Annotated in this window: 7 protein-coding genes and 1 pseudogene; all 8 read left to right on the top strand. The window is 39.3% G+C overall.

Annotated features, from left to right (window positions below; genetic code table 11):
• A partial coding sequence (locus tag BIZ37_RS27315) for an acyltransferase (RefSeq protein WP_187464215.1) occupies positions 1 to 847 on the top strand: 847 nt, incomplete at its 5' end.
• Entirely contained in the window at positions 813 to 1,976 is a 1,164-nt protein-coding gene (locus BIZ37_RS27310) for a glycosyltransferase family 4 protein (protein ID WP_187464214.1), read from the top strand. The genes BIZ37_RS27315 and BIZ37_RS27310, both read left to right, overlap by 35 nt.
• A 17-nt stretch (positions 1,977 to 1,993) precedes the next feature.
• Positions 1,994 to 3,094 (top strand): glycosyltransferase family 4 protein, encoded by a 1,101-nt coding sequence (locus BIZ37_RS27305; RefSeq protein ID WP_187464213.1) that lies wholly within the window; start codon positions 1,994 to 1,996, stop codon positions 3,092 to 3,094.
• 9 nt (positions 3,095 to 3,103) lie between these two features.
• Positions 3,104 to 3,976: a glycosyltransferase family 2 protein gene (locus BIZ37_RS27300; RefSeq protein WP_187464212.1), complete on the top strand. Its 873-nt coding sequence runs from the start codon at positions 3,104 to 3,106 to the stop codon at positions 3,974 to 3,976.
• 393 nt (positions 3,977 to 4,369) lie between these two features.
• Positions 4,370 to 4,696, top strand: a complete 327-nt coding sequence (locus BIZ37_RS27295; RefSeq protein WP_187464211.1) for an IS66 family insertion sequence element accessory protein TnpB — start codon at positions 4,370 to 4,372, stop codon at positions 4,694 to 4,696.
• Positions 4,693 to 5,046, top strand: a complete 354-nt coding sequence (gene tnpB, locus BIZ37_RS27290; protein WP_187464210.1) for an IS66 family insertion sequence element accessory protein TnpB — start codon at positions 4,693 to 4,695, stop codon at positions 5,044 to 5,046. The genes BIZ37_RS27295 and tnpB overlap by 4 nt, the downstream gene beginning before the upstream one ends.
• Positions 5,047 to 5,105: 59 nt before the next feature.
• A complete protein-coding gene (locus BIZ37_RS27285; protein WP_187464209.1) occupies positions 5,106 to 6,614 on the top strand; it encodes an IS66 family transposase in 1,509 nt (502 codons plus the stop codon).
• Between the two features lie 2,549 nt (positions 6,615 to 9,163).
• Positions 9,164 to 10,358, top strand: a pseudogene (locus BIZ37_RS27280) (IS3 family transposase).
• Positions 10,359 to 10,643 lie beyond the last annotated feature (285 nt).

Genomic DNA, 10,643 nt, shown 5'->3' with positions numbered 1-10,643 from the left:
ATATTGGATTGCTTTATTTACATTCATTACACTAAATCTTACTCAGGGATTTATTAACTCATCAATATCGATAACTGCTTCTGATTTTATACCGATCATATCTTCAATTATACTGGCACCAACACGTATTGGTGATAGTTATTATCCATACTTAGGCATCGCTTGGACATTAACATTTGAGTTTTTCTTTTATCTCATCTATGCATCGTTATTGGTATTTAAGATAAAAAATAGATTAATGATTTTAAGTGGTTTATTTTTATTTTTGATAATATTTCACTTCATATTTAACTCTTATATCCATAGTCCTTTTTTTCAATATTATACACATCCTATCATACTAGAATTTGTTTTGGGGTGTTGGATCGGCTATCTGATAAAGCAAAATAAACACCTTAGCTATAGGCTAGCAATCACAGCAATTATTGTGTCTATTATTGCTATTAGTTTTTCGTCACAATTGAGTGGTCCTTTCATCTCTTTTTCAAATCTTAACCCTTGGCGAGTCGTTTTTTGGGGATTGCCTTCAGCACTCTTAGTATACGCATTTGTTTCATTAGAAAGAATAATTACAAATTTCTCATTGAGATCGATGATTACATTAGGGGATGCCTCTTACTCTCTATACCTCTTCCATGCTGCTTTAATTCTCCCTGTACTAGGCTTCATTTTTTCAACCCTTAACATTTATCTATATATAAACATTTATATGATGGTAGTTGTTTTATCTAGCTGTTGTATTTGTATATCAGTTTTAATCCATAAATTCATTGAGATACCTACCACATCTGCTATTAGGCAAAGGATAAGTAATGAAAATATTGTATCACCACAGAATAGCATCTAAAGATGGCCAGTACGTTCATGTAGAAGAAATTATCAATGCCTTAAGGTCTCTTGGACACGAAGTCATAGTTGTTGCACCGAGCATTGCTGAGCATGCTGAGTTTGGTAGCGATGGCGGTTGGGTATCTCGTTTACGACAAGCACTCCCTAAATTTTTCTCAGAACTCTTAGAGTTTGGTTACTCCTTTTTTGTCTTTTTCAAACTCATTTCAGCAATAATCAAACATCGCCCAGACGCGATATATGAACGTTATAACCTCTTTCTTCCTGCTGGAATTTGGGCAAAGAAAATTTGCCGATTAAAATTGCTTTTAGAAGTTAACTCTCCATTATACGACGAAAGAATGAAATATGGTGGAATAAGCTTAGGAGCATTAGCTAAATGGACAGAATTTTACACGTGGCGTAATGCTGATCATATTTGTCCTGTTACATCAGTACTTGCAGGCTATATCAAAAAAGCAGGGGTCCCAGAGTCTCGTATCACTGTTATACCCAATGGTATTGATCCCAGTAAGTTTTATCCTGTTCAATCCAGTAAAAGGCACCCTAACTTCAAGGGAAAGTTGACCATCGGTTTTGTTGGCTTTTGCCGTGAATGGCACCAGCTTGACAAGTTACTCTCTTTGATATCAGAAACTAATCAAAGGAATTTAATGTTACTTGTTATAGGTGACGGACCAGTAGCTTCTGAGTTAAAGCAACAAGCAAAACAACTAGGTATAGAAGATAACTTTTACATAACCGGTTTGGTAAAGCGTTCAGAAATGCCGAGTTGGCTTGACCAGATCGATATCGCGTTACAACCTGCAGTTACACCATGGTCATCACCTCTAAAGTTGATTGAATACCTTGCAAAAGGTAAAGCGATTATTGCTCCGGATACTAACAATATTCGCGAGTTACTAACCCATGGTAGCAATGCCCTTCTATATGATATTGAGAATCCAAACAGCATTTTGGATAAAACCTTAACTATTATTAATGATGAAAGACTAAGATTAAGTCTTCAACAAGAGGCCATAAACACCGTTAAGGATAAACGGTTGACTTGGGATAATAATGCTACGGTTATTGAAAGCATATTTACTAACCTAGCACCCAGCTTAGCTCAACCCGTAAAGCAATAATATAAGGATCAGGTTGTATGGGAAATTTTAAAGAGAGTAATATTCATATCGTTTTTTTAATTAATGACATATGTGCTCTAGGCGGTACTGAAAGAATGTGTACTTTGATTGCCAACCAACTCCAAGATATTGGATTCAAAATATCTATTGTCAGTCATCATGAATCTAACAGTACACCTTTCTTTTATCTCAACCCAAAAGTAAACCGTAGTGAGTTATTCAAAGTATCCAAATCCCGTATACACCACCTTTTACTTCCATTTTTCATTTCAAAACGCATTAAGCAGATAAACCCAGATTTAGTCATTAGTTGTGATACACAAATGTGTTTATACTCTTCCCTCCCTCTGTTTAGAAGGAATCATATCGCATGGGAACATTTTAATTCTGAAATAGTTACTAAATTTGGGAGCCGGTGGTTTGGTCGACGTCTCGCTTCGTTGCTTTGCAAAAAAATTATTGTTCTAACTAAGAGTGACAAAGATAACTGGATCCAATCACTTCAAACACCACCAGAGAAAGTCGAAGTCATACCCAACCCTCTCCCCATTTCTCCTCTAGAGAATTGGGATGAAATCGAAAGAGAAAAGATTGTTTTAGCCGTTGGACGGATGACAGATCAAAAAGGGTTTGATTTGTTAATTGAAGCCTGGAATCAAATTCCAGCTGACTCAAGAAGTAATTGGACATTGCGTATTGTTGGCCCAAATGGAAGTGCGAAATCTAAACTAGAAAACCAGATCAATCAATACGAGTTAAAAGAGTGTGTTGAACTCATCTCTGAATCAGCTGATATCTCACAAGAATATAAAAAGGCGTCAATGTATATTTTAAGTTCCCGTTATGAAGGGTTCGGTTTAACATTGATAGAAGCTATGGGGCAAGGGCTACCTGTTATAGCCTTCAATTGTCCAATGGGGCCATCTGAAATCATAGAAGATAAATACGGAAAACTGCTCCCTCCCGGTGATATCAACAAAATGGCAGAATCAATAACAGCTTTTCTAGAAAGTCCAAAACTTCGCAGTAACTATGGAAAGCTTGCCTATCAACGTTCAAAAGCATATTCATCCAGCAATATCATTGAAAGATGGAAACTATTACTTTGCCAGGTCTGAGGGTCTATTATGGAAAAAACAATCAGAATTAATGTATTAGCGTATAACGAAGAGCATTATATTAAAGATTGCCTTGATTCTTTGAAAGCTGCGCTAACAAACCTTAAAGACATTAATGCTCAAGTAAATGTTATAGCTAATGGATGTACAGATAATACATTCAAAGTAGCCGAGGCGTACTGCTGCTCTATACCATCATGGTCGGCATTCAATCTAACACTTGGCGATAAGGCAAATGCTTGGAATTTTGCAATTAACTTTTCTTCAGTAACAGATCACCTAACAATATTTATCGATGGAGATTGTGCCTTAGACCCTAATTCAATACAAAGTATTCTAGACACATATGAGAGTTCGCCTGACTCATACATTATAGCTGGCATACCAAAAACTATTGGTAGAACAACCGATGAAATAGCAAGCCGAACGATCAAAGGTGAGGCACTGAGTGGAGCCCTATATGCTCTTACAACGAACTTTATATCTAAAATATCCGAACTCAATTTTAGATTACCTGTTGGTCTTATCGGTGACGATAGTTTATTGGCTTGGGTCGCAACCCATCAGTTCAAACTAAGCAATGGTTCTCAAAAAGGTTTCTTAATTGGTAGTAAAGGTGCTGATTTTTATTACCACAGGCTAACGCCTGACAGTATAAATAACATCAAGTTATACTTACGCAGATTGCAACGTTATAGCCTCAGGCACCTTCAACAGAAAGGGATCCGTGAGCATTTAAACATTCATGATGACTTTGAGACCATTCCACATGACATAAGAGGCATCCATAACAATATTAAGTTCAGTCACTTAAGGTTGAATTCGCTAAATGGGCCATTTGACCTTTTTAACTATTTAAAAATTAAACTCTCTTTACAGTAAGTTTAATGTGTATAGGGGACTATTATCTAAGCTACAGCCTTCAGATAAGGCTCTACCCTATACCAAACTGACAGATAGCCAGAGTACTGTTTTATCATCCGAAGGAATAGTTGCTAGCCGGTGTTGTCTAGTTCAAATCACCGTTGAGGTATCACAGTACTCTAATCATTTCAGCGTTATATCTACCAATCACACCTCGTGCTTGATCTAAATCTGGTAAACCTAAGCGGAATTATTAGGAGGAGATAAAGTCTTCACCACCGAAACTTTCCAATAATACCTCTGACTCTTGAATATGGCTTTCAATAGAACGTGAGCGCTTCATAAACCCCACATTCAATTAAGTTCTCCTGAGATTTATGATTTTGTTTTCATTCAAAAGGAGACAATATCATGGCCCAACAGCGACGTAGCGATCAGGAATGGTTGGCGATTTTTCAGGAATTTGAAAACAGCTCCCTATCCCAAAGAGATTTTTGCCGCATGCATGGCATTAGTACTTCAACATTCTTTGCAAAACGGCGCCTGCTAGAGTGCCACAGTAATAATAAGCAAGGTGGGTTTGTCCGTGCTGAAGTGGTTGAACAAACCACCCATTACCAAGTCGCCAAACCTATTGCATCCAACATGACACTCAGCGTCAATGATATTGAACTGAGTATTCCCCAAGGAACTCCCGCTGCTTATGTCGCTGAACTTATAGGCTCACTGTCATCATGAGAGGGTTAGTTAATCCGCCGAAAATTTACCTCTACCGGGAATTTGTTGACTTCAGGAAATCCATTAACGGCCTAGCAGCACTGGTTGAGTCCGAGACCGATTTACCCCTGAACACTGGCGCACTGTTCCTGTTTACCAACAAGCAGCGTGACAAGATAAAGGTGCTTTACTGGGATACCACAGGCTTCGCCCTGTGGTATAAGCGGATGGAAAAAGCCAAGTTCAAATGGCCTGCCGGAGAGAAAAAACAGGTGTTTACCCTCAGCCAATTTGAACTGGATAGGCTACTTGCCGGCTTCACTATCATTGGCCATAAACCCATCAAAATACACGATTATACAATGAGTTAAACCCTATAATAGTCTGATATGTCAGGTGGTTAGGCCACCATTTTGATATAATAGTGGCTATGAAAATGACGACTGAAATTACCCCTGATAGCCAAGATGTTGCAGCCCTCCAAGCGATGGTTAAAGCGCTGATGGCTGAAAAAGCTTCGTTGCTCGAACAGTTCAAACTGGCTATTGACCGCCAGTTCGCCAAACGTGCCGAGGCACTCAAGCCATACGACAGCGCTCAGGGTGACCTGTTCAATGAAGTGGAAAGTGAAGCCTACTCCGTAGAGCAGGAAGCCGTCGTCACAACGACCACTAAAAAGCCCCGCGGGAAACGCAAGCCATTACCCAAAGAGCTGCCGCGTGAACGCATTATCCTTGACTTGGATGAAGAAGAGAAACGCTGCGGGTGCTGCCAACATCCTCTGCATAAAATCGGTGAAGACTGCAGTGAAAAGCTGGAGTTCACCCCAGCAGTGCTTAAGGTTCTGGAATATGTCCGTCCCAAGTACAGCTGCCGCCAGTGCGAGAAAGAGGCAGAAAGCGTCACTATCAGCCAAAAGCCGGTACCCGCTAGCCTTATCCACAAGAGCTTCGCTACCGAAAGCCTGCTCGCCAACATCATCCTTGGAAAATACCAGTATGCACTGCCTCTTTACCGGCAGGAAACCCTGTTCAAACAATCCGGTATCGAGCTATCCCGAACGACGATGGCACGCTGGGTCATGCAGGCCAGCAAACACTTCACGCCACTTTACCAAGCTCTACACAAACACTTGCTTGGACAGGTTGTTATCCAAGCGGATGAGACACTGCTGAATGTCCTCAAGGAAGATAAACAATGCTATATGTGGGCCTACTGTTCAGGGGCTGACTCACCTTCCGCCACACTGGATGGGATGAAAAACATCGTCTTGTTCGACTACCGGAACAGCCGTGCGAGAGCTTGTCCAACAGATTTTCTTGGAGGCTATGATGGCTATCTTCAAACTGATGGTTACCAAGCCTATGATGGCCTCACCCAGGTCAAGCACCTCGGTTGCCTAGCTCATGCCCGGCGTAAGTTCATGGATGCCAAGAAGCTGCAGGGTAAAGGCAAGACCGGCAAAGCCGATGTGGCCTTGGCAAAAATCCAAAAGCTCTATGCGTTAGAAACGCGGCTTAAATGGTTGATAGCACAACAAAGGCAGGTTGAGCGGCAGAAGTTAGCAAAACCCATGCTGGCTGACTTGCACCAGTGGCTGACCTCACAAAAGGTTGTCCCATCGAGCCAGTTAGGCAAGGCTATCAAGTACACGGTGGGCCAATGGCCCAAGCTTGAACGGTATGTTGAAGACGGTCACTTAACCATCGATAACAACCGGGCTGAGCGTGCCATCAAGCCGCTGGTCATCGGCCGGAAAAATTGGCTGTTCGCTGATACCCCGAAAGGTGCTGAAGCCAGTGCCATGCTTTATAGCATCATCGAAACGGCTAAAGCTAACGGGCTTATCTTGTACGACTATCTGGTTAAGTGCATGGAAGAGTTGGCCCAACCAGATCCTGACCTCGACTCCTTACTGCCCTGGAACTTCGCTCATTAATACTCGCCCCGTGGGATCATGGGGCGCATACAATAGAACTCCTGCAAATGGTCTTCAAAATCTTGGCCGGTTGAAGCTTTGAACTGCTGATATAAGATAAAGCAAATGGTTAGGTTTACAATCAAACAACACTAACTCTAGTCAATGTTTCGGGTTACCTTTTGTTCTGAGCCTTAAGGTTCTCATCAACCTCTATCGTAATGTATGGAATTCGTGACTTGCGCTAAATGCTAATTCGTCTTGTGCACGCAGTGATAAAGCATGTCATAGCTTCTTTTCGAAAATCTTATCATGCAAAGTATAATGAAAGACAATCCATAAAGCCCAATATCAAAAGTATTCGTCAAATCAGCAGATGGATTTGATGATGGCATCGTTTGTTCATCAGCAATATCTATATCATCAAACTACGAAATGTCAGATTGAAGCTTCTCGTGGTTCTTAATATTGGCTGACTTTTATGACCAGAGTACAATCAGCCCCATAGCCGTAAGATCGGTTATTTCACAGTCCCTAGAAAGACAATCTAAAAGCTAGTTTTCTGTGGTTTGAATTTCTTCAGAATTTAATTGGTGGTGTTATAAATCACATAATAATGGCTGGAAGCTTCCACTTAATAAGAAAGCATCAGGCGACTTGTCTAACTGACGAGGTTACATCAAAGAACATTGATATCACCATTTTTCAGGAGCGCATATCTAAGACCGATAAGATTGTAAGTAGAACATTACTTCTCATTCATCGGACTAGTCGAACTCTTATATTTTGTTAACACACTCTTTATGTAGAAGATCAATGGATTATTAATCAACTTACTGCGCTTACAGCACTTGCTAGGGAGGTTGTTGTACCAGTCGTAATATATATCATCAAATAGTAATTCTTCACCTTGAGATATCACGTCACACTTAGGTTTTACACACAAACAAACCACAAAATTATCCGTAATGGCTGAGCAAAAAACGTAGCGTTAAAGCATAATTCGCAGTACCAATGATACTAATTAAGCAAATTCAAACTAACTTGACTGTTGAAGCTAGGATGAATAATGGACTGATTGGTTGCTGTACTCATACTGATGTAATCTCGAGGCGTCACCATTTCACAGAAAAATCAAGTAGTCGATGAAAGTTAAATATCAATCTTAAGCTTTCTAGAGTATGTAAACTATCCATAAACGCTTTTCGATATTCCAAATTTTGCATCAAGTATTCGTTTACAAGACAAACAACTCTAAGTGCTACAAAGAGAAGTCCTATAAGTTAGCTCGAAGATATGAGATGAGCTTATATTTTAGTATGTAAAACGAAGAACACTCGAGGATAGCTAAGTGAGTTGACGTCCGTTAGTGATATTAATATCTTGAAAACAACGATATATACACTATGAAAGTCATGGTGATTTCACCCTGAAATTTGAAGATCAAGCCTTTAAAAACAACAACTTAACAGGTAAATCGCATGGTGAAATTTAGTATCAATTAGCTTGTTCCGCTTGTATCGCAGCTTACACGATTGAATCTAGTCATAAGCAAGCAAAGTCTTTGATAATATGAAATATTACAGGATGGTAGGGATACTGGCAGAAACATAAATGCAATACGTACTCACCTAACAAGTTGTATTTATAGTATAGCAGCCTGTTACTTTAAATTTGAATAAAACTGTAGAGATCAATATCTTCACCTTAAACGATACATAAATGTGTTCGAACGCATTTAAGTGTTTTACTTAGTTGAATAGCATATTCTATTCGAGTCACATTATTACGTATGTATTGCTGCTTACTATAAATGTACTTTGTAAAATCTGAGCTTAAAGATTTAAGCTCGTGTGAACATATCTCTTTGAAATGTCACTGGCCATCATTGGATTCAACTTCACTTAAGCCATAAAAATATAACTGTATATGGTATAGCTAAATGATTTAATCATGGTGATTTCAGGATGAAATTTCAAAAAAAATTCTTTAATAACAATTAATAAGCATCGAAACGATAAGGTGAAATTTTTGCACAGCTAAGCACCACGCTATCAAGCTGAAAACTATTTCATTGAAATGACTAAATTCAACTATTGCTGTATGCCAAATGATGGAACCCATAATGTTACGAATTAACGCATATAAAAGGCCATCTATAGCCCAAATATTCATAGAGTTATCAGCTAAGAGCTGCATCCAGTTAGGGTAGGGCAACTATTGGTGAAGGCTGCACGGTGTAGTAGGCCTACAAACTATTCATTGGTTTTTGTTAATACCTTATAACAGAAGCCACTAACATTAACCAAGACTTCGAGCTTAAAGGAAAATGCCATATTAAAGATAATGATTTCTGTGTTACCTTAAGATACTTATCGTATTCTCTAAAGAAATAAGTATTCTTCATTAAACTATCAAATAAGTGCATTTTTCGTTACTTGTACATTATGAATTAATCGATGATTCTTAAGAAATTTCTTTAATACATACTCTCTATAAATCTAAAAATCAAACCAGGCTCACCTTGTTTTGTTTGTAGTGGCACGCTAAGTTTGGCCACCTGGTTAAAGGTGATATCATCGCCTCAGAAGCTAACAGGTGACAACATGACAAAACGTAGTAGTAGAACATTTAGCCCCGAGTTTTCACTAGAAGCTACGCAGCTACTTCTAGACCAAGGGTACTCAGTAGGGAAGTTGCCAAAACAATGAATATTGGTAAATCCACAATGGATAAGTGAGTGCGTCAGCTAAATGAAGAATTTCAAGGCACTTCGCCAAAGGCCTCTCCGATGACACCTGAACAAATTGAAATTCGTGAATTAAAAAAGAAGCTAGCTCGTCTTGAAGAGCAAAACGAAATATTAAAAAAGCTACAGCTCTGTTGATGTCGGACTCACTGAACAATTCTCAATAATCGAGAAACTCAGGCAGAGCTACAGTGTAAAACACTGTGTGAAGTGCTCAGTGTTCATCAAAGTAGTTACAAATATTGGCATAAAAGACGATGGTTCTAACACCTGAGCTAGTTCAATTACGCAGTTTAATCAAAGAAAGTACATGCTGCCAGTAACGGCTCAGCGGGCGTTCGAAGTATTGCTGATATGGTATCTACTCAGGTTATTAGGTTATCTCGCTATCGAGCGTAAGGACTGATGAAACCAATGGGTTTGGTTAGCTGTCAATCACCCAAGCATAAGTACCGGAAAGCATCTAATGAATATTTTGAAGTCCCGAACCACCCGGCTCATCAATTTGCTGTTACGACCCCTAATGATACTTAGGTTGGTGATGTGACATACGTATGGACAGTAAAGCGCTGGATGTATTTAGCTGTCGTTATAGACCTATCTGCCCGTAAACCAATCGGCTGGGCATTGTCTATATCGCCAGATAGCCAGCTCACAGGAAAAGCACTTTCAATGGCCTATCAGTCACGAGCAAACCCTAAAGCTGTTATGTTCCACAGCGATCAAGGCAGTCATTATACGAGTCGTTATTATCGTCAGATACTGTGGCGTTATCGATAAAACATAGCCTATCGAGGCGACGAAACTGCTGGGACAACAGTCCTATTGAACGGTTCTTCAGAGTGGGTTCCAGTAACAGGCTATCGGGGTTTGCTGAAGCTCTAAAAGAAATTATTCGATACATAATCGGAAGTTACAGTCAGCTTAGGCCACCTCACTATAATGGAGGACTGACACTGAATGAGTCTGAAAGGCGTTACTGGAAAAACTATGAAACCATACCCAATTTATGTTGACACAACAAGCTGACCGACTAAAGTCGGTGGTTTTAAACTTTAAGGAGACTAATAAAGGGCAACTGCTGTTTGTTATAATGTCGTAGGTAGAATTTTAATTCAAAACTCTGATTTGTATACCTTCAAATTTATAAATGAGTATGAGTCATTAATAAAATTGACGTTTATATTTTCTGTTTTTTGGGGAAAGTGGCTTTAAAAGAATTAATAGACGCGGTTACAATCAACCATAAGGCAACACAACTAAAAATAGAAAAAAAGTACTGTATAATTATATTTAAATCT

The sequence above is a fragment of the Photobacterium sp. BZF1 genome (assembly GCF_014349205.1).
Classification (GTDB): Bacteria; Pseudomonadota; Gammaproteobacteria; order Enterobacterales; family Vibrionaceae; genus Photobacterium.
Note: the sequence above shows the minus strand (reverse complement) of the source record. Positions and strands in the feature narration are given on the sequence as shown.

Coding starts and splice junctions, on each gene's coding strand:
- BIZ37_RS27310 (WP_187464214.1), top strand. CDS start 813: ATGAAAATATTGTATCACCACAGAATAGCATCTAAAGATGGCCAGTAC.
- BIZ37_RS27305 (WP_187464213.1), top strand. CDS start 1,994: ATGGGAAATTTTAAAGAGAGTAATATTCATATCGTTTTTTTAATTAAT.
- BIZ37_RS27300 (WP_187464212.1), top strand. CDS start 3,104: ATGGAAAAAACAATCAGAATTAATGTATTAGCGTATAACGAAGAGCAT.
- BIZ37_RS27295 (WP_187464211.1), top strand. CDS start 4,370: ATGGCCCAACAGCGACGTAGCGATCAGGAATGGTTGGCGATTTTTCAG.
- tnpB (WP_187464210.1), top strand. CDS start 4,693: ATGAGAGGGTTAGTTAATCCGCCGAAAATTTACCTCTACCGGGAATTT.
- BIZ37_RS27285 (WP_187464209.1), top strand. CDS start 5,106: ATGAAAATGACGACTGAAATTACCCCTGATAGCCAAGATGTTGCAGCC.